This is a genomic window from Sphingopyxis sp. JAI128 (assembly GCF_014207235.1).
Lineage (GTDB): Bacteria > Pseudomonadota > Alphaproteobacteria > Sphingomonadales > Sphingomonadaceae > Sphingopyxis.
In genome coordinates, this window is sequence record NZ_JACHDA010000003.1 from 1 (window position 1) to 19,917 (window position 19,917).

A 19,917-nucleotide genomic window follows, 5' to 3' on the forward strand; every position below is an offset into this window, starting at 1 on the left:
CCCGGCGTCTGCGTCACATTGACCACGCCGTCGAGCGTCAGGTTGCCGCCGACATTGACCAGATCGTTGAGTGGACCGCCCGGCACGTTCGCCTGCCCGAACTCGAAATCGACCAGCGAGGCATTGCCGAGCGCTAGATTGCCGTTGATCGTGAGCGCGCCGACGCCATTCGATCCCGCCGCGAGCGTACCACCGTCGGCGATAGTCACATTGCCGCCGATGGTCCCGGTGCCGCCTATCGTCGCCCCCGAAGCCACGCTGGTCAAGTTCGTCGCGCCGGACTGGTTGCCATTGACCAGCAGGGTCCCTGAATTCACGCTCGTCGGGCCGGCATAGCTGTTGTTGCCGGTGAGGATCGTCGTGCCCGGCCCCGCCTGCGTCACCGACCCGCCGCCGATGATCGCCCCGCCCATCGTCAGCGTACCCGAGCGGTTGAACACCAGCGCGCTGTTGTTGAGCACATTGCCCGCGATGCTGCCGGTCGTGCCGCCATTGCCGATCTGCAGCGTTCCCGCGCTGATCGTGGTCAGCCCCGTATAGCCATTGGCCGCTGCCAGCGTCAGCGTCCCCGTGCCGCTCTTGGTCAGCGTTCCAGGCCCCGACACCGCGCCGGTCAGGGTCAGCGTGGTTCCAGCGTCGGTTGCAAAATGGCCCGCGCCCGCCAGAGCGACCGCCCGGCCCGATGTGAAACTCGCCGTCGTGTTCAGCCGGCCGCCGCTCAGCGTCAGCCCCCCGCTCGCCGCGCCCAGATTGGCGTCGCTCGACACCTGAAGCGTGCCCGCCGTGATGCTCGTCCCGCCCTGATAGCTGTTCGTGCCCGTCAGAACCGTCGTGCCCGAACCGATCTGCCGAACCGCGCCCGTCCCCGAAATCACACCCGCGACGCCAAGTGTGCCCGAACGGTTGAACTCCAGCAGGGCGTTATTGACGACATCGCCCGCCAGCGTGCCCGACGCGCCGCCATTGCCGATGCGCAGCGTGCCCGCAGCGATCGTCGTGCCGTCGCTATAGCTATGGTTGCCGGTGAGCGTCAGCACGCCCGCCGCCTGCTTCTCCAGCCGCTCGAAGCCGTTGACGTTGGCGGCGTCGACCGTCATCGCGGCGGCGTTGACCACCTGCAACAGGTCCGACCCCGCCCCGCCCTCGATGAAGGCCGCGGCAATGCCCGCCCCATCGTGCAGGACCAGCGCATCGTCGCCCGTACCCAGCGACAATGTGCCGCCGCCCGTGTTCACGGTGCCGAACAATTCGATGCGATCCGCCCCGTCGCCCAGGTTGCCCGCCGCGCGCATGGTGACGCCATTGCCCAATGTCACGTTCTGGCTGCCCGTATCGCCGCTAATGAGCGTCTGTGCCCCGGCGGCGGCCTGTAACGTGCCGTTGACGACGAGCGCTGAATTGCCGGTCATCGCCAGCGTGGGCGTCGTCAGCGCACCCGACGTCCCGTCACCGATCTGCAGCGTCCCGGCGCTGATCGTGGTCGCGCCGATATCGTTGAGTTGCGAGGTCAGGATGCTGGTACCGGTGCCAATCTGCGCCAGCGTGCCGGGACCGCTCAACGTGCCGCTGAACGTGAAGCTGTCGCTGCGGTTGAGCGACAGTGTCGATGTCGCCGAATCGACGATGACGTTGCCCGCGCCGGCATTGCCGGTCGTGCCGCCGTTACCGATCATCAGATTGCCGTCGTTGATGACGGTGTTGCCGGTGAAACTGTTATTGCCCGTCAGTACCCAGGTGCCGCTGTCATTCTTGGCCAGCGTCGTCTTGCCGGTGCCGTTGTCGGCAATTGCGCCGCCCATTGTGTTAAGGTCGGTGTTGGTGCCGCCCAGCGCGATCGTGCGCGCCGCGTTGGTGCCGGTGAGACCGACCGTGCCGGTGTTTCGGAAAACAAGCGCACCGGTTCCCGACGACTGGATATAGGTGACGCCGGTATCGAGCGTGAACCGGCGGTCGGTGCTGTCGCCGGTGCCGACATAGCGCAGCGTGGATCCGTTGCCGATCACCAGATTATTGGCCGCGTCGCTCGACGCGCCGATGCTGCTCGCGATGCCGCCATCGCTCAGCTTGTCGACGATCAATATGCCGCCGCTGATCGTGGTTGCGCCGGTATAGCTGCTTGCCTGGTTCGTCAGGCGCCACGTGCCCGTGCCGGTCTTGGTGAGCCGGGAGACACCGCTGCCGTTGTTGTCCAGCCGCGCGGCCAACAGATTGGCGCCCGTGTTGGTGCCGGTCAGCGTCAGCGTGCGGGCAATATTCGTCCCGGCCAGCGTCACCGGAGCGGTATTGGTGAATTCGACGATGCCGGTGCCCGACGCATCCAGCGTGCCGCCGCTGGTGCCCAGAGTGAACTGGCGGTCGGTGCTACTGCCGCCGCCGACATACCGCAACGTGCCGTTGATGGTCAGATTGGCCGGCGCGGCGTCGGATGCGCCGATCGCGCTGTTCACGCCTCCATTTTCAAGGCAGCTGACCGTCAATACGCCGGCATTGATTGCCGTCGCGCCCGTGTAACTGCTATTGCAGCCGGACAAGATTTGAGTGCCAGTTCCATTCTTGATCAAGCTGCCGGAGCCACTGATCGCACCGGCGTATGTCTGACCCAGGCCATTCCTGATTGTCAGCGTGCCCGTGCCCATCGCGATGTTGCCGCCCAGGCTTCCCCCACCGATCAGGGCGCCCGCATTGGCGTCGAAGTTGTTCATGTCCAGCAATACCCCGGCGGTATTGTCCAGCCAGAAGGAATTGGTGGTGCCGAAGGCCGTGGCCGATCCGGCGCGCAAGATGCCGCCTCTTACGCGGGTGTTATTGGTGTAGCTGTTGTTGCCGGACAAAACCATCGTGCCGGCGTTGTCCTTGTACAACTCGCCGCCGCCGATGACCTGACCGCTGAAGCCGAGCGTGGTGCCGTTGACCACATTGATGACACCGTAGCCCACAAGATTGAACCCGCGGTCGATGTCGATGGTCCCACCGGTGTAGTTCAAGGCGCCGCTATTGAATACGAGGTTGGCCGACGCACTGCTGGAAGCGCCGATACCGCTGGCTTGCCCGCCGTTGGCCAGGCAGTCGGTCGTGATGGTGGCGCCCTGCAGGGTGGTGGCGCCGGTATAGCTGTGGTTACAGCCGTTGAAAGTCTGCGTGCCGCCGCCGGTTCGCCAGATGCCGCCGCTGCCGCTGATCACGCCCGAATAAACGCCGTTGCCGCCGTTGATCCGCAACGTTGCCGAACCGAGCGTAATATTGCCGCCATTCGCGCCGCCACCATTGAGCGCGCCGACGATTGTGTCGTAATTGTTGAGGTCAAGCAGTACGCCGGCCGTATCGGCAAGCGTCATTGGCCCACCGCCGCCCAGTGCATTTGCCGCTCCCGCGCGCAGGACGCCGCTGTTGACTGTATTGCCGCCGGTGTAGGTATTGGCGCCGCTCAGCACCAGCGTGCCGGCACCGTTTTTCGTCAAGCGACCGGTGCCGGCCAAAATGCCGCTGTTCGTCAGAGTCGTGGTTGCCGTGGACACATCGACGATGCCGCCACTTGCGCCCAGGGTGAAGCCGCGGTTGGTCGTGGTCGTGCCGCCCGTATATTGCAGCCCGCCACCGTTGAGAACGAGGCTGCTCGACGCGCTGCTGCCCGCGCCGATGCTGCTCGCCTGCCCGCCATCGGCCAGCGTGGTCGCGCCCAACAGACCGCCGTTGACCGTCACGACCCCGGTGAAGTCGTTTGCCCCGTTGGCCAGCGTCAGCGTCCCGGCTCCGCTTTTGATGAAATCCGCGCCGTCGGGACTGGTGACGAGGCCGCTCAAGACGAGGTTGGCGTTGGCGTTGGTCACTTGGACGCCGCTGCTCAGGATCGCGCCGGATTTGGCGAAGGTGAAACCTCGGTCGCTGATGTCCCCCGCGCCGGTGTAGGTCAGCGTTGCGCCTTCCAGCGACAGATTGGACGACGCAGACGAGGACGCGCCGATGCTGCTCGCCGCCCCTCCATTGCCGATGCTCACCACCGACAGCGTGCCCTGTGCAACGCGGGTGGCGCCGGTGTAGCTGTTGTTGCTGTTGGACAGCGTCACCAGGCCGGTGCCGGCCTTGACGAAGCCCATTGGCGTTCCGTTATCGACGATCTGCGATGCGATGGTGAAATTGCCGGTGCTGTTCTGCTGCACGCCGAGGTCGCCGCCGTTGGCGCCGGTCAGCCTGCCGCCGGTGATCAACTGGTTCCCGCCCGCAACCGTCGGCGCGACAATGATGGCGCCGTCCACGCCCAGCGTCTCGCCGGTATCGACGTTCACCGTGGAGGACACCGGCCGCGTATAGCGCAGGCCGGCCAGTTGCTTCGTGCCGGTCACCGTGCCGAAGAAACCGGCGACATCGGTGATATACTCATTATCCAGCCAGTTGGCGGCATTATCTTTGTCGGTATAGTCGGCGTCGGTGAAGGCTAGGATATTGCCGCCCACCACCTTGGCATAATCGGTGCCATTGACCGTGGCCCAGCCCCCGAGCGATGTGTTGGTTGTGGTAATGTTTCCGCCCGCGGGCAGGTTGAAGTTCATCAGCCCGCCGGTGCGGTTGATCGCGCCCAGATTGACGGTCAAGCTGCCCCCACTGCCGGATGTGGCGGTGATGCTGTTGTTGCTTCCGGTGATGTTCAGGCCGTTGAAGGTCTGCGTATTATTCTCACTCGCCGCGCCGAAGATGTTGAGCACGCCGCCCGCCATGTTGAGCGTGGACGCGCCGGAAATGATGTCGCTCGCCGGTCCGCCCGCGGGACGGAAGTCGAGCGCCAGCGTGCCGCCGCCGATCATCGTGGCGCCGGTGTAGCTGTTGGCGCCGGTCAGCGTCTGCGTGCTCGCGCCGAGCTTGGTCAGCCCGCCACTGCCGGTAATGTTGCCGGCGTAGGTCGCCGTGGTGCCCGCCGCCGCCTGCAGCGTCAGGTTGGCGCTGCCTAGGTCAACCGTGCCCCCGGTGCCGGTCAGCGTGTTGAAGCTCTTGTCGAAATCGTTGAGGTCCAGCGTGCCGCCATTGACCTGCGCCGTCGTGGACGCGCCAAAAGCATTGGCGGTGCCCGCGCGCAAAATGCCGGAATCGACGATGGTCTGTCCGGTGTAGGTGTTGACGCCCGAAATCACCCAGGTTCCCGCGCCGTTGCTGCGCAGATTTCCACTGCCCGAAATCACGCCAGAGACGATGTTGTCGGCCCCAGTGAAGCTGCCTCCCAGGGTCGCCGTGCCGCCGATGCCCATCGTCCCGCTTAGCGTCAGCGCCCCCGCGCCGTTGTTGTTGAGCGAACCATTGGAGATGGTAAAGCTCTTGCTGGTCGCTTCGCCTGCACCGACATAGGAAAGATTGCCGCCACTAATGGCGATTGCGCCGGTACCGAGCGAGCCGGCGACGCCTGCGTTAGAGAGCAGCGCGGCCTCGACCATGCCGGCCCCGCTGATGCTCGCGGTGCCCGAGAAGGTGTTGGCGATCCCCAATCGGAGCGTCTGGCCGCCGCCGGCACTGAACGAAGCGCTGCGACCCGAATTGCTGCTGATGACCCCCAGCAGATTCAGGTCGGCCGAATTGGCGCCGAAGCCAAAGGAACGTGAGCCGCCTGTGACCGAGATGTCGCCCGTCAGGGTTAGCGCCCCGCTGCCATTATTGTACAGAAACGCTCCGCCCGCATAATTTCCGGGCCGCAAGTTCCAGTTGCGGTCGGAGCTGTTGCCAGTGCCGGTATAGATGAGGTTCGAACTGCCCAATGCCTGGCAACAGCCCGGCCCCAGCAAGATGGTACCATTCGCCACAGTGGTGGGCGCACCCAGCGCGCTTGCCTCGCCCAAATTACCGATCGAACTGAAATAATTGTTGTTGCCGCCCCAACCCGGCACGCCCGTGAATTGAGTTTGCCCCTGATAATTGTTGGCGTTGTTGGTTAGCGCGATGCCGTTCGCCACATTCAGGCCGCCCGCGCCCGTGTAGAACGCGGCCCCCAGTCCGCCGCCGCTGATACTGGCGATGCCGCCTGTCAGATTAATCGTGCGACTCGCCGATATCGTACCGCTCGCCGAGAAGGTGCGACCGCTGCCAAGATTGATCTGGTTGGCGGCACTGCCCAACGCCGCATCGCCGATCGCGCCGATGCCCAGGTGGCCGCCAGTGGCGTTGATCGTCCCGGTGAAGCTGTTGGCCGCATTCAGCGACAACCATCCGCCGCCGGTGATGTCGATACCGCCGCCAAAGCTGTTGGCGCCGTTCAGCGTCAAATTACCGCCTCCCGCCTTGGTCCAGCCGCCGGCGCTAGTAATGGAGGTTCCGATCGTCGTCGTGCCGGTCGTCACCGAAATGATCGGGGCCGTGCCGCCGAGCGTGAGGCTGCCACCGGTGAGCGAATAGCCGTTGGTCTGAAATGTGAGATTGTGCACGGTAATCGGCCCGCTCAGGGTGACCGTTCCTGCGGTGCCGGCGAAGATGGCGTTGTCCAGCGCGGCATTGTCCCAGGCGCCATAGGGGCCGCTGACGCCGTCGCTACTGGAACTCCAGATGGAATTGGTAATGTCCCAGCTGTCGCTGCCGCCGGTCCCGACCGATGTCTTGTTGGGATCCCAATAACGATCCTGATTCTGCGCGCGCGCGATCGATGGAATGCCAAGCGCGACAAGCGCGGAAAGTGAAGCGCCACACAATAGACGAATCGCGGTGTCTTTGGAGCGGCGCTTTTCGATTTTCCCGGTACGCTCGCTCACATTGACCTCCGATTACAGGATTATCGCGTTCATCTGGCCGGTGTCAGCCGTGCCCGCATAATTTTGGAAAAAGACGCTCGATACGCTGGCGGCACGACGCCCGTGTTTGCCGCCCGGCTGGCTTCAAGTCTCGGGACATGCCCACTCGATTTGCTCCCTGCCTGCGACTGACCAAACGGCAGTGTGGCCGAAGAGTGCGAGGCGGAGAAATCGATACGATCGTCACGGACTTTCTCCTGCCTGCAAGCCGCATATAAATCAAATAATTTCAAACGAGTAAAAGCAGGAATGGTTAAGGAATACTTTTTAATCTGGGAGGTGGGGCGGTTAACCATGGCGATGAGAAGGATGGCTTGAGGGGGTGGGAAAGTCATGCCCACGCGCATTGCTCGACCTCGTTGCGCCTCTTCAGCGATGCGCAGCACCGATCCCATCGTGACAGTGACGGTCGCGAAACACTCACGGAATGCCCCTCCCACTCTGGACATTGCAGTTCGCGGGCGTTCGGTACGACCGCTGGCCTTATTCGGACCGCCACGATTGCCTTTGTCTCAGGCCGCGGTGAACCCGGCATCTATGGTCAACGCGGTCCCGACGGCCGATGCGGCTCCCGGCGAACTTAGCCACAATATTCCCGACGCGATTTCTTCAGCCGTGCTGGATCTGCCTAAGGGATAGAAAGCCCCGCCTCCCGAGGGAGCACTTCCGTCATAGGTAGCGATTATGCGTTCCGCCATCGGCGTTTGCACTCCGGCGGGGCACACCGCATTGATGCGGACGCCCCGCTTGGCATATTGCAAAGCGGCGCTCCGGGTGAGGCCGATGACTGCGTGTTTGGACATGCTATACACCGCCGAACGCTTGGAGCCGACAAGACCAGCGCCCGAGGAGATGTTGACGATGCTGCCTCCATTTGGATTGGCCAGCATCGGGGGAATCTGCGCTCGCATGCAATGCCACATCGCGCGCAGATTAATGTCCATGGTATGATCGTAGAGAGCATCGTCCTCTTCGAGCAATTCGCAGGTTCTTCCTTCGACACCCGCCGCATTGACCGCGCAATCGAGGCGCGACCATCGCTTTTCGACAGCGTCGACCGCCGCTTTCGCGGTGCCAGGGTCCGTCAAATCGCATGCGAAGGCCAGCGCCTCGCCCCCCAAATTCTGGATCGACCGTTCGACCGCACCGAGCCCTGTTTCGTCCCGATCAAGCAGCGCGACGGCGGCCCCGGCATCGGCGAAGGCGATTGCCGTCGCCCGGCCGATCCCCGATGCGGCTCCGGTTATTAGCGCGACCTTGCCCTTGAATGTCATTCATCGTCCTTTTCGTATCGCTGCAGGAATTCACATCACCGACAGGCCGCCATCCAGGTCTATGATTGACCCGGTCATATATGGGTTGGCCGCACAGGCGAGAATCTGGAATGCTATCCCTTCGGGAAGCGCCGCGCGCCGGACAGGTTGCGGAGGTATGGGCGTGTTCGGGTCGTACGCGGCGCGCAGCATCGGCGTATCGACCAGGCCGGGCGCAATGCAATTGACACGCACCGGAGCCAGTTCGACCGCAAGCACCTTGGTCAACGCCTCGACCGCCGCGCAGGCCGCCGCAACGGGTCCACGACCTGCACGTGGTCGCCGCGCAGCTGCGCCCGAGATCAAACTCAGCGACCCACCATCCGTCAGCCGCGCGAAACGGGCAATCAAATAAGGGCCCCAGAATTTCGATGCAAAGGTAGAACGCGCCGTGTCGAGGGACAGAGCGCGCACTGGGGCGGACCGGATCGCAGCGGCGGTGACGACGATATGATCGAAAGGGGGGTGGGTCGCGAAAAATGCCTCCACCTCCGCTTCGTCGGTCATGTCAAAGGAAGCGCTCGCCGTATCTGCGGAGATGCTTGCCACCGCCGCCTTGACGCGATCAGGGGAGCGTCCGGTAACGGTCACAAACGCGCCGTGCGCCGCGGCGATCCGCGCGGTCGCGAGACCGATACCCGAGCTGCCGCCGACGACGAGCAGTCGGGAGGATGCGAACGCCGCAAAGCTGGGAGCTTTGTTCACGCCCAGCTTTCCGCCATCTCCACCGCTTCACGCATTTGCCGGCGGCCGAGCGCGAAGCAGGCTGCGGCGAACAGGCCAAGGATGACGCAGGTTAGCGCCATGGCCAGCCCCACTTTCGCGGAATCCTGAAAGACCAGCTCGGTAAAGGTCGCGACCACGGTAGGGCCGGTCCCCGCTCCGAGCAGCGTGACCACGAACAGATAGATAGCCGAAACAGTGCCGCGCAGTTCGTTGGGAGTGACGATCTGGACCGATGCCGACGCCATGCCGCCGATCGGAACGAGCAGCTTGAACACCGTATAAAAAAGGAAGAACAGCGCGACGCTGGAAGCCGCAAAACCGATCGCGCCGCAAACTGCGATGATCAGCGACAGCCATACCGCGAAACGGAAATGGGCATCGCGCACCCCGCGCGCCATCTGGCTATCAACAAACATGCCCATGCCGAGCAGGCCCGATGAGCCGGCAATCGCTGTCAACGCAGCCATGGTGAACCCGGTTTGCGTCACCGACCAGCCAAAACCGCGCATCAGATGTGCGGGAACCCAAGCGATGGTGCCATAAGCTATTGCTGCAATCGCCCCATATCCCAAAAAATGGCAGGTAAAGAAACGGCCGCGCTCGGCGATGAAGCGAAACGCCTCGCCGAAGCCCGCCTTGCCGGTGCCCCGTAGTCCGCGCCGCGCCGGTTCGGGAAACAGGAAAACAAGCAGGGCGAAAGCAACGCCGGGCAAGCCGGTGACGATGAATACAAATTGCCAGGGCCTGACGTCGCCGATCAGCGGCAAGGACAGGTTGCCCTCTGCGCTGAGCGCCATTCCGATGACCAGCCCGCCGATCGCGAAAGCGATCGCCTGCCCGAAGATCGAGCCGATGGCGAAAACCGACATGGCGGTGGTCAATCGCTCGCGCGGAAATAGGTCGCTCATCATCGAATAGGCGGCGGGTGCCAAGGCCGCCTCCCCCAGCCCCACGCCGAAGCGTGCGAACAGAAGCTGCCAGAAATTGCGCGCGAGGCCGCAAGCGGCGGCAGCGATTGCCCAGGCGATCACCCCGACGAAAATAATCTGGCGGCGCGGAAAGCGATCGACCAGCCAACCCAGCGGCAGCCCCATCACCGCATAGCATAAAGCAAAGGAGAAGCCTTGCAGGAGGCTGATCTGGAAATCCGAAATCGCGAGGTCGCTGCGGATGTCATCAACCATCAGCGAGATGATCTGGCGGTCGAGGAACGCGACCGCACCGAGGATGAACAGCACGGCGACGGCACTCCAAGCGACCAGGGGGGAGGGATATTCCTCCCTGGTCGCGGGCGCGGCGCGAGGCGGCTGCGGCTGAGCGTCCATTCCGCCGCCCCTAGTAGCTGAAACCGACCCGGATCCCGTACGTTCGAGGCGCAGCATAGCGATCGAACACCGCCGGTTCGCCGATCAGCCCGCCCGGGGTCGACAATTTGCCCGTACCGATGCCGTTGGAAACATAAAGTACGTCAAAGATATTGTGGACGAAACCGGCGACATACCAGCTATTGCGGTCATAGCGGATCTGCGCGTTGGTCATCCATTGCGGGTCGACCGAATGCACTTTGAATTCAAAAGGCGTCCAATAAGTGCGCGACCGATAAGCGGCGTCCAGGTGCAGCGACACTTCGCCGCCCGCCACTTCGTTCGGGACCGTGTAATCCACAGCGATACTGCCGGTTGTTCCCGGCGCGCGCGGCAATCGGTTGCCCTTCACGTTGACTAACGCAGGCGCGTTCGGCGAATTACACGGGCCGATCACCGAATCGCAAAGGATCGCCGAACCATATTCGCTGTGGAGCAGCGACAGGCCGAATGTCAGTCGCAGGTTCGGCGTGGCCGCCAAGCTTCCTTCGGCATCGAAACCCCAGATTTTAGCCGTTCCCGCGTTGGTAACGACGCGCTGGAGATTGGACAGCGTCTGCGAAACCTGAATGTCCTTGTAGCTGTAGTAGAACCCCGACAAGCTGGTCCGCAGCTTGCGATCGAACAGGCTCGCCTTGACACCTCCTTCGTAAGACCAGATTTTCTCCGGCTTGAAAGGGTTCAGCGGATTTTGGAGATTAAAGCCTCCGCTTTTGAAGCCGCTGGTCGCGTTTGCGTAAAGCAGCACATCATCCGCCGGACGAAACTCGACACCGACGCGCGGCGAAAAACTGTCCCAGCTTGCCTTATTGGCTACCCAGGGCACTGCCGGGATGATGCGGAGCTGGCGATAGTCGCGCTTTTCATCTGAATAGCGCAGGCCCGCGCTGATCGTGAACCGTGGCGTTACGTCCAAACTAGCATCGATGAACGCCGAATAGGCGTCGGTTTTTCCGTATCTGTCGTAGGACGAGAGGCTGCCCGCATATTGATATTGAAACTCCCGGGCATCCTCGTGGAAATAATTGAATCCCACGATCGCTCGCAACGGCTTCGACGTGTCGGTCGCCAGATAAGTCTCATGATAATAGGAAGTCGAGGTAGTGACGTCAGCCAGATAGGACCCCTGATAAGGACGGCCGTTCACGATTCCAGGAGGCAAGGCGACCTGGTCGAGATCGAGAGAAGTCGGGCCGGAATCGAAATGGCGGCGGCTGGTCACCGACTTGACCGTACCGAGGCCCGTGTCCCACCGAAGATGGAGCGACTGGCCGTCATTCTCGATGGGTTGCGATGCTCCGACGTCGCCCATCACCTTGCGCGGGTCATCGACATATTGATCCACCGGCGAGATCAGATACCACCATGATTTGGGGTTGCGGATTTTCAGATAGTCGGTGTTGTTCGAATTGCTGTAGTCGGCGCGAAGGATCGCCTCGAAATCGGGCGTAACCTTCCAACGCAACGCCGCGCGGGCACCCGTCGAACTCTGGCCCTGCATACGCTGGCCAAGATAGACATTCTCATTATAGCCTTTGTGATAGGCCGACTGGACCGAGACGCGAAGCGCCAAGGTGTCGTCGATCAAGGGCGCGTTTATTGATGCGCGCGCGGTGAAGGCATTGAAATTGCCGAACGAGATGTCGCCCTTGCCGCTTGGCGTGAAGCTCGGGTCCGACGAAATGATGTTGATCGCACCGCCAGTCGCGTTGCGGCCGTAAAGCGTCGCCTGCGGACCCTTGAGCACTTCGACACGATCAACGTCGTTGAACTCCTGGAATACCTGGATGCTGTTCGGAATATAGACCCCGTCAACATAGGTCGCGACGCTGTTCCCGGCGGAGATGCCCTGCAGATTGTTGCCGACGCCCCGGATGTAGATCTGCGCTTGCTGGCCCGCATCCTTGGCAATCATCAGGCCGGGCACCTGATATTGCAAACCGCCGCTGTCGGTGATGCCCGATTTTTCCATCTGAGCTGATGACAAGGCCGCAATTGCGGCCGGGACATCTTGAAGCGAGGTTTCTCGGCGCATTGCGGTCACGACGATATCGCCCCCGCTGTCTCGGCCCTCCGAGTCGGCGGCCGGATCGTTCGTATGGGAGGTGGAGTCCGTCGATTGAGCCTGCGCAGTACCGGCCATCATCAGCATCGCGCCTGCGATCGCAAGCGTGGAAACCTCTTTTCGCAACATATGCCCCCCCCAACGCCATAGACTGGCTGTTCGTTGATAATAGTTAGTATTCGAAGTATTTTTTCGCTTTGTCAAGATGGCGATATGGATTTTCTATCTTATTGATATTTATAGCTAAATTATTTCCTCCGCAAAAACCCTGCTCGTGGAACATGCATATGCGGGAGGCTCCGAATGTGATCTATTGATGCACCGTGAGGCGCCATTTGATGTCCGCGTGGATGGAGCGGCCGCAAGAGAACCAAGAGCCTTAGGTCAGGACCCTAGCCTACGACCGAGCCACATGTACCGGACGAGCCGCGCGGCTCCCGCTCGGACTGGCTGTTTGAAAGCGAAATATGGCTGCGCGGTCAGAGCGGCCGATATCAGACGAAAATGATCTAGGATCAGATATTTGAGCGCGGCAACCTCTGATCTCGTTATTGAGGAGGTCAAACAGCTTCCCCGGCTAATACAATTTGGCAAGCCTCGCGATCAACGATAGAGCCGGACCATATGGAAAAACAGGATGTCTTAGTCCGCAACAATGTGACGCTGCATGGCAAGGGGAGCCGAGCGCTTGTCTTTGCCCACGGTTTCGGATGCGACAAGCATATGTGGACCGATGTCTCCACCCAGTTCGAGGAAGATTATCGTACCATATTGTTCGACCATGTCGGGGCGGGTGAATCCGATCTCACGGCCTACGACTCCCGAAAATACGCCTCGCTGGCTGGCTATGCACAGGATCTTGTCGAAATTGGCGAAGCGCTGGACCTAAGCGACGCCGTGATAGTCGGGCACTCGGTCAGTTCCATGATCGGCGCCCTAGCAGCGATCGCCCGTCCGCAAATGTTCAGCGAGCTTGTCATGGTCGGACCTTCGCCGCGATACATCGACGATGGGGATTACACTGGAGGATTTACACGCGAGCAGATTGACGAGCTTCTGATTTTTCTCGAGGAAAATCATCTTGGCTGGTCTGCCGCTCTTGCCCCCCAGATTATGGGGAATGCTGACAGGCCCGAGCTGGGCGATCGGCTCACAAAGTCCTTTTGCGCGACCGACCCCGAGATCGCTCGCGAGTTTGCCGGGGTCACATTCTATTCCGACAATCGCGAAGACCTTCCCAAAATCCCTGTAAGAACCCTGGTTCTGCAATGCCAACAGGACATCATCGCACCCGAGGCGGTGGGCGAATATGTGCACGCCAAAGTCCCCCACAGCGAATATATCTTGCTCGATGCGACCGGCCATTGCCCGAACCTCAGCGCCCCCGAAGAAGTAACGAGAGCGATACGTGACTTCCTCGCCCCTTCCCGCTGAAGATTTACTGGACCTCTACGACGCGGCCCCGTGTGGATATGTTTCCATCACGCCGCGCGCGTGCATTGCCAAGATCAATCGGACGCTGGCGGACTGGGTGCTGCGCTCGCCCGACGAGCTTGTGGGCGAATCCATACATGACATCCTTTCCTTTGGCGGCAAGATTGCTTTCGAGACCCATCTCGCCCCCATGCTGCGACTTCAGAATGAGGTGCACGAAATTGCCCTCGACCTTCAGAACGCGCACGGAGAGAAGATTCCGGTTATCGGCAATGCACGAGAAAAGCGTGGTCCGAGCGGCGAGCACCTGTTCACGCGGCTGACCTTGTTCAAGGCAGTCGAGCGCAGGACGTTCGAGCGCTCGTTGATCGAGGCAAAGATAAGGGCTGAAGAGCGATTCAAGACCGAGCATGACCAGCTCGAATTGCGGGACCAGTTCATCGCAGTGCTCGGACATGACCTGCGCAATCCGCTGGCGGCGGTCGGAGCGGGCATTCGGCTGCTCGGTAAACAGCCGCCCGCCGAAAGACGCGAGTTGATCCTCAACGAAATGCAGGCGAGCATTTCGAGGGCCAACGACTTGATCGACGATGTACTGGACTTTGCGATGGGCAGGCTGGGGACGGGTATTCAACTCGATTACCCTGATCAGCCAAAGCTGGAAGCGATGCTGCGTCAGGTTCTCCACGAAATTCAGACAATTGCACCCGCGCACAAGATTGTCTGCGCTCTCGACGATCTCGACGAGGTGGAATGTGATCCCGACCGGATAGGTCAGCTGGCTTCGAATCTGCTGTCCAACGCCGTCAAATATGGAGATCGCGAAAGGCCGATCAAACTCGAATCCCGAATTGAAGGCGAGCTTTTACAGCTGTCCGTCGCCAATCATGGCAACCCCATCCCCGAGCACATGCACATAAAGCTGTTTCAGCCCTTCGAGAGGGGGCTGGTCACGGGCGGAGCGAAGGGCTTGGGCCTCGGGCTCTTCATCGTCAATGAAATTGCCATAGCGCACGGCGGCAAGATGAGTGTGTCGTCCAGCGACGAGGAAACGCGATTCACTCTCACAATGCCGGTCAAAAAACCGGACGCAGCCTGCTCCATGGCAGTAAACTGACCATCAGCGGCCGGTGCGCAAGCCGGCCTCGCATTTATCGTCGTGCTGATGATAGGCTCCTGCGAGTGACGCGCCCGATTGAACAGCTCTGGATCGTCCGTTCGTCCAATCGAAATTATTGCCGATATTTGGTGCCTGCGCGCGCAAAGTCGCGAGTGCGCCGAACGTGAATCGGGCGCGACCGTCGGCCGAGACGATCGCGCGTGCGCGAATGACGAGCTTGCCGATGATGTTCGCGACCCTTTGGACGAGAAGGCCGCTCTTTATCCTCGCAAGAACTTCAAATGGCCAATTCCAGCGAGCTATAACAATGGTATGCCGGGGAAAGCGGGACCCCAATGCAGGATCAAGCCTGCGCGGGTCCCGGGGCCCCGCTTTCGCGGGGATAACGGAGCAGGGGGAACGGAAGCAACCGCCCAAAAATTGACAGCGCACGCCCGACCCGACAGAGCGCGGCCATGACTCTCAAGATCCCCCCCGCCGCGCCCGCCGACCTGCCGTCGATCGCACAGTTCATCCGCGACCTCGCCGACTATGAAAAGCTGTCGCACGAGGTTCGTTTCGACGAGGCGAAGCTCGCCGCCAATCTGTTCGGCCCGCGCCCCTATGCCGAAGTCGTGATCGGCGAGATCGACGGGAACCCGCAGGGGTTCGCGCTCTTCTTCCACAATTTCTCGACCTTCGAGGGACGCCCCGGCATCTATCTCGAAGATCTGTTCGTGCGCCCCGAAGCGCGCGGGTCGGGGCTGGGCAAGGCGTTGCTCTCGCATCTCGCCAGGCTTTGCGTGGAACGTGACTGCGCCCGCCTCGAATGGTCGGTGCTCGACTGGAACACGCCCTCGATCGGTTTCTACCGGAGCCTCGGTGCCAGGTTGATGGACGAATGGACGGTGATGCGGGTGGACGGCGAGGCGCTCGCCAGCCTCGCCGACTCAGCCGCCTGAAGCCTTCGCCCCGCGCGGCTTGCGCCGTTCCATCGGCCAGCTCGGCATATGTGCATCCGACAGCGTCTTCGCCTCGGCGGGCGCGACGCCGAGTTCGGTGAGCGCGCGCACCAGCGCGTCGGCCGGCGCCACCGCGATGTCGGGCAGGACCCCCTCGCCCTCCCAATCCTTGCCCGTCACCGGGTCATAGGTGCGCCCGACCGGAATGAAGGCGCCATAGCCCCCGCCCAGATCCTCGCCGCGCCCGAAATGGTTGGCGCCCGCCGTCGGCGCACCGATCAGCGTGCCGCGTCCCGTATGCTTCATCGCGAGCGCGAAATGCTCGGCCGCCGACGCGCTCGCGCCCGATGTCAGCACATAGACCTTGGCATCGCGCAGCCGTTTGTCGGCGTTCGGCGTCGCCCAATGCTCGCGCGCGACCATGCCCGCGTCGCCCTTGACCATCCGCATCGAGGCGATACCCGCAATCGGCGATCCGCCCTCGGCATCGACCGACGCCCGCGTCGCCATCGTGACGAGCCGCGTTTCCTTGCCGAACAACCAGGGAAAGATGACGTCCATCTGGTCGAGCCCGCCGCCATTGTGTGTGCGGATGTCGAAGATGATCGCGTTGGCATCGGCGTGGTCGGCCATGAATTTCGCCGCCTGTGCCGTCACTGCGTCGTCCATCGGAAAGACGTTGAAGCGCACGAAGGCGATTCCCGGCGCGATCCATCCCGCCTGCTCGACCGGCACCTTGGGCGGGCGGCGTACCGGCGCGGCGGCGCCGGGTGTGAGCGCCGCCGCGTCCGCCGCCGCTTCGGGAACGCGCAGCCGCAAATGCCCGTCGGGCGACACCGCATTTACGTCGCTGTCGATCGCGGTGCCGAGTGCCTCGCCCGAGAGCCCCCTGTAGCGGCCCGCAACGATCGCGGCGCGGATCGCATCGGCATAGCGCTTGCCCGTTTCGGGATAGAGATAGTCGCGCTCGAGCAACGCGGCATATTTATCGGCAATCGCGTCGGCACCCGCCTCTTCGGCCGCGAGCGCGGGCGGCGGCGCGAGCAAGGAGGCCGCGGCCATTCCGGCGGCGAGCAACAAGGCGGGCAAAATATGCGATGAACGAATCATTCCAGTCTCCAATCCAGCTCCCGGCGGATCGAAGTGTATCACTTCAGCAATACAGATCAACTACATATGTAGTCGAAAATCACGTCTTGCGCGCAAACCAGACCAGCACCGCCCCGACCACCATCGTCACGACGCCGTTGCGCGTCCATACCGTGTCGCCCAGCATGAAGCTGCTCGCCGGCCAGCGCACGATATCGAGCCCCTGCAACGCCCATAGCCCTCCGACGAGGATCATCGCCACGCCGACGATCGCCATTATGCCTTTCAACGCACCCATTCCCGCTCTCCCCTATTGCGCTGCAATCCAATCAGCGGCCGCAGCCAGCCGATGCTGCGCCCCATCGCATAGAAAAGCCAGCATCCGGTCGCCGTCGCCGCAATCAGGATCAGGAAAGACGGCAGCGCCGCGATCTCCGCACGCAACAGCCACCAGCCTATGACGACGATGATCGTCTGGTGGACGATGTAAAAGGGGAAGACCGCCTCGGCGAGCATCGCGCGCTTCGGATGATCGCGGTTCCAGTAGCGGTCGGCGATCCCGACGAGCGCGACGATAGTCGTCCAGCCCTGCGCCTGATGCGCGATGTCGAAGGCCGCCCGGCCCCATTCGGTCGGCTGCGCACCGCTGAGCCACTGGCACAATATCGCCCCGACGACCGCGAAGGCGGCGACCGACACCACCAGCGCGGCGCGCCACCAACGCGCCACCGCGTCGAACATCGCCGGCCTGACGCGGAGCAACCAGCCGATGAAAAAGGGCATCAGATAGTGGAGGTGCGACGGCCCGTCGTCGAACAGCGCGTGTGTTTCGTCATGGTCCGGAAACAGCGCGAGCAGGAGTAGCCACCAGAGGAGCGGCAGGGCGAGCAGCCGCCAGCCGCCGAGCAACCGCGCGACGCCGTCGGCGATCTGCGCGCGCGCCATCGCCGGCACCCACGCGAGGATCGCCCCCGCGATCATGGTATAAATCCATAGATAGACGACGAACCACAAATGCTGCCAGGTCGGCAGCACGATGCCATCCAATGTACCGAAGCGGAAATAGTCGCCGACCCAGAAGGTCCCAAGGCTCTTCGCATAGCCATGCTGCGTGACCAGCTCGATCCATGGCTGCGGCGGGATCACAACAAGAATGCCGAAAGCGAGGGGGATCAGCAGCCGCGCGCTACGCGAGCGGATAAAGGCTCCGCTCGCGCCGAGTTTCGCAAACAGCGCCGCGCTCGCATAACCCGAGACGAGGAACAGCAAGGGCAGTCGCCAGCCGTTCGTCGCGAGCATCGGCAGTTGCACCCAATCGATCGGCTGCGCAATCTTCACGTGCCAGCCCCACGGCACGAAATACATGCCGATATGGTAGAGGATCAACAGCGCGAAGGCGCCGATCCTGAGCCAATCCATGCCGAGATGGCGTGCGGTAGTCGTGCCTGTGCTCATCCCGCCCCCTCGTCGTCCGGGACTTGATCCGGCATCCATACACCATCGCCCAAATGGATCCCGGATCAAGCTTGTCCTGAGCCAGTCGACGGGTCCGGGATGACGACGGGGGTGGACTATTTCAATACCCGCCAGGCGAGCTCGGCAAATTCGCAAAGCAAAGGCCGCGTATCGCGCGGGTCGATAATATCCTCGACCCCGAATTTTTCCGCTGTGCGGAACGGGGAGCGCACGCGGTTCAACCGCTCGCGGATCGCCGCCAAATGCGCGACGGGGTCCTCGGCGGCCTCCAGCTCGCTCTTGTAGGCGACTTCGACCCCGCCCTCGATCGGCAGGCTGCCCCAATCGCCCGATGGCCAGGCAAAGCGATATTGGAAACGCTCGGCGTTCGACATCGCGCTCCCCGCGATCCCGTAAGCGCGCCGCACCACCACCGACGCCAGCGGTACGGTCGCCCGATAGATCGCGTTCATCGCCTGCACGCCATAGCGGATCGTCCCCGTGCGCTCGGCCTCGCCGCCGATCATGAACCCCGGATTGTCGACGAGGTGGACGATCGGCAGCCGGAACTGGTCGGCCATCTTGACGAAGCGCTCGGCCTTCTCGCTCGTCTTCGCGTCCCACGATCCGCCGAGGTAGGAGGGATCGCTCGCCAGCACCGCGACCGGATAGCCGTCGAGCCGCGCGAACGCCGTGATAACCGCGCGGCCCCAGCGCGCGCCCATTTCGAAGACGCTGCCCGCATCGAACACCGCATTCGCGATGCGACGCATCGAATAGACCTGCTTCGCCTCGCGCGGCACGACCGACAGCAAGGCCTCGTCGCGGCGCCCCGCCGGATCGCTGCATTCAATCCTGAGCGCGCGGTCGTGGATCGACGAGGGCAGGTACGACAGGAAGCGCCGCGCCGCCGCGAACGCCGCGGCCTCCGACGCCACCTCGTCATCGACCACGCCGTTGCGCGTATGGACATCGACCCCGCCCAGTTCCTCGCGGTCCAATGTATCGCCGATCGCCGCTGCGACTGCCGGGCCCGCCGCAAAGAGCTGCGACAGCCCGCGCACCATCACGCTGTAATGGCTCGCGACCACCCGCGCCGCGCCCAGCCCCGCGGTCGGCCCCAGCGCCAGCGCGACCACCGGCACCGTGTCGAGATTCGCGATGATCTCGTCCCAGCCGGGAACGTGCGGGATATAGGTATAGCCCATATCCTCCAGCGTCTTGACCGACCCGCCGCCGCCGGTGCCGTCGATCATGCGGATCAGCGGCAGGCGATATTCGTGCGCCATTGCCTCGCACAGGACGAACTTCCTGTGCAGCGCCGCATCGGCCGCGCCGCCGCGCACGGTGAAATCGTCGGCCGAGGCGACGACCGGCCGCCCGTCGATATTCGCGCGCCCGAAGATGAAATTGGACGCGGCGAGGTCCTCGAGTTCGCCATCGGCGCCATATTTTCCGCGTCCCGCAATCTTGCCGATCTCGCGAAAGCTGCCTTCGTCGACGATCCCCGCGAGCCGCGCCCGCGCGTCCATCTTGCCGCGCCCGTGCTGGCGCGCGACCTTTTCCTCGCCGCCCATCTTCTCGGCCATCGCGCGGCGCGCGGCGAGTTCATCCACTTCTTTTTTCCAGCTCATGGGGATCAGGCTATC

The 19,917-nt window shown here is 62.7% G+C and carries 13 protein-coding genes; 3 read left to right on the top strand and 10 right to left on the bottom strand.

Annotation, left to right across the window (positions count from 1 at the left end; all coding sequences use genetic code 11):
• The 6 genes from HDC35_RS07410 to HDC35_RS07435 all read right to left on the bottom strand — a co-directional run.
• Positions 1-6,722 (bottom strand): autotransporter-associated beta strand repeat-containing protein (locus tag HDC35_RS07410; RefSeq protein ID WP_184645285.1); only part of this gene is annotated, 6,722 nt, incomplete at its 3' end.
• A 29-nt stretch (positions 6,723-6,751) separates the two neighbouring features.
• Entirely contained in the window at positions 6,752-7,096 is a 345-nt protein-coding gene (locus HDC35_RS07415) for a hypothetical protein (protein ID WP_184645287.1), read from the bottom strand.
• A 177-nt stretch (positions 7,097-7,273) separates the two neighbouring features.
• Positions 7,274-8,035: an SDR family oxidoreductase gene (locus tag HDC35_RS07420; RefSeq protein WP_184645289.1), complete on the bottom strand. Its 762-nt coding sequence runs from the start codon at positions 8,033-8,035 to the stop codon at positions 7,274-7,276.
• Between the two features lie 30 nt (positions 8,036-8,065).
• Positions 8,066-8,779 (bottom strand): SDR family oxidoreductase, encoded by a 714-nt coding sequence (locus HDC35_RS07425; protein WP_184645291.1) that lies wholly within the window; start codon positions 8,777-8,779, stop codon positions 8,066-8,068.
• A complete protein-coding gene (locus HDC35_RS07430) occupies positions 8,776-10,125 on the bottom strand; it encodes an MFS transporter (RefSeq protein WP_184645293.1) in 1,350 nt (449 codons plus the stop codon). The genes HDC35_RS07425 and HDC35_RS07430 overlap by 4 nt, the downstream gene beginning before the upstream one ends.
• Positions 10,126-10,135: 10 nt before the next feature.
• Entirely contained in the window at positions 10,136-12,358 is a 2,223-nt protein-coding gene (locus HDC35_RS07435; protein WP_184645295.1) for a TonB-dependent receptor, read from the bottom strand.
• 495 nt (positions 12,359-12,853) lie between these two features.
• Here HDC35_RS07435 and HDC35_RS07440 point away from each other — a divergent pair, with 495 nt between their 5' ends.
• The 3 genes from HDC35_RS07440 to HDC35_RS07450 all read left to right on the top strand — a co-directional run bounded on the left by HDC35_RS07440 (position 12,854) and on the right by HDC35_RS07450 (position 15,724).
• Positions 12,854-13,663 carry an alpha/beta fold hydrolase gene (locus tag HDC35_RS07440; protein ID WP_184645297.1) on the top strand — a complete coding sequence of 270 codons (810 nt, stop codon included), beginning with the start codon at positions 12,854-12,856 and terminating at the stop codon, positions 13,661-13,663.
• Entirely contained in the window at positions 13,638-14,780 is a 1,143-nt protein-coding gene (locus HDC35_RS07445; RefSeq protein WP_311770735.1) for a PAS domain-containing sensor histidine kinase, read from the top strand. Before HDC35_RS07440 ends, HDC35_RS07445 begins: the two co-directional genes overlap by 26 nt.
• 458 nt (positions 14,781-15,238) lie before the next feature.
• Positions 15,239-15,724, top strand: coding sequence for a GNAT family N-acetyltransferase (locus HDC35_RS07450; protein WP_184645299.1), 486 nt, complete (start codon positions 15,239-15,241; stop codon positions 15,722-15,724).
• Here HDC35_RS07450 and HDC35_RS07455 read toward each other — a convergent pair.
• From HDC35_RS07455 to HDC35_RS07470, 4 genes are all read right to left on the bottom strand, one after another.
• Positions 15,713-16,834 (bottom strand): S41 family peptidase, encoded by a 1,122-nt coding sequence (locus HDC35_RS07455; RefSeq protein WP_184645301.1) that lies wholly within the window; start codon positions 16,832-16,834, stop codon positions 15,713-15,715. The two genes, HDC35_RS07450 and HDC35_RS07455, sit on opposite strands and share 12 nt — an antisense overlap.
• Before the next feature lie 79 nt (positions 16,835-16,913).
• Positions 16,914-17,111 carry a hypothetical protein gene (locus HDC35_RS07460; RefSeq protein ID WP_058801694.1) on the bottom strand — a complete coding sequence of 66 codons (198 nt, stop codon included), beginning with the start codon at positions 17,109-17,111 and terminating at the stop codon, positions 16,914-16,916.
• Positions 17,099-18,268, bottom strand: a complete 1,170-nt coding sequence (locus HDC35_RS07465) for an acyltransferase (RefSeq protein WP_184645303.1) — start codon at positions 18,266-18,268, stop codon at positions 17,099-17,101. The genes HDC35_RS07460 and HDC35_RS07465 overlap by 13 nt, the downstream gene beginning before the upstream one ends.
• Before the next feature lie 116 nt (positions 18,269-18,384).
• Positions 18,385-19,902, bottom strand: coding sequence for an acyl-CoA carboxylase subunit beta (locus HDC35_RS07470; RefSeq protein WP_184645305.1), 1,518 nt, complete (start codon positions 19,900-19,902; stop codon positions 18,385-18,387).
• Between the last annotated feature and the right edge of the window lie 15 nt (positions 19,903-19,917).